Origin of the sequence: Facklamia sp. P13069 (assembly GCF_050409405.1) — a bacterium.
Taxonomy (GTDB): domain Bacteria; phylum Bacillota; class Bacilli; order Lactobacillales; family Aerococcaceae; genus Facklamia.
The window spans coordinates 1-587 of record NZ_JBNUPN010000063.1; the positions used below are offsets into that span (position 1 = coordinate 1).

The 587-nt window shown below is 39.7% G+C and carries 1 protein-coding gene; it reads right to left on the bottom strand.

Translation table 11 applies throughout. The features are described 5' to 3' along the window. Window positions 1-76 precede the first annotated feature (76 nt). On the bottom strand, window positions 77-587 hold a 511-nt coding region (locus ACQV2T_RS09360; protein WP_428893593.1), incomplete at its 5' end, for a DDE-type integrase/transposase/recombinase.

Consider the following 587-nt stretch of genomic DNA (forward strand, 5'->3'; position numbering starts at 1 on the left):
AAATTCTTTACTTTTGTCAAAGAGGAAAGCGGAGCGATCCTTGACAGAAATAAAGAATTTGAGATCATGGGCAAGACTAAGCAGGCTTGTTCCTAAAGTATTCGCGTACTACTTCATTGGGACTCTTAAAATTTAAAACCTTTCGATGGATATTATTGCCTCGGTTCACATATCGACGATGTGCTTTCTTCAATTCTTGCACACTCTTAAATTCGCGACGATTGTAGAATCGTTCCCCATCTTCTCGGTGACTTCTTTCAACTATGCCGTTCTGCCATGGAGAATAGGGACGGGTCTTGAGATACTCTATCTCCTTACTCTCTAATATCTCCTCAAAGATGGTTAGTTTATCGGTAACATCTGGATCATTGGTAAATTCACGCCCATTATCTGTTTGAACCTTCGTGATATCAAAGCCTAGACACGCTTCTAACTCTAATAAAAATAAAGCGGTATTGGTGACCGTTTTTTCATCCACAATCTCACAGTAGCGTTTGCGCGAATACTCATCGATCGCTGTGATTTGATAATAACGAATGCCTTTCGAATCAAACTTAAGACAATGCATGGGCACATATTTGATATCG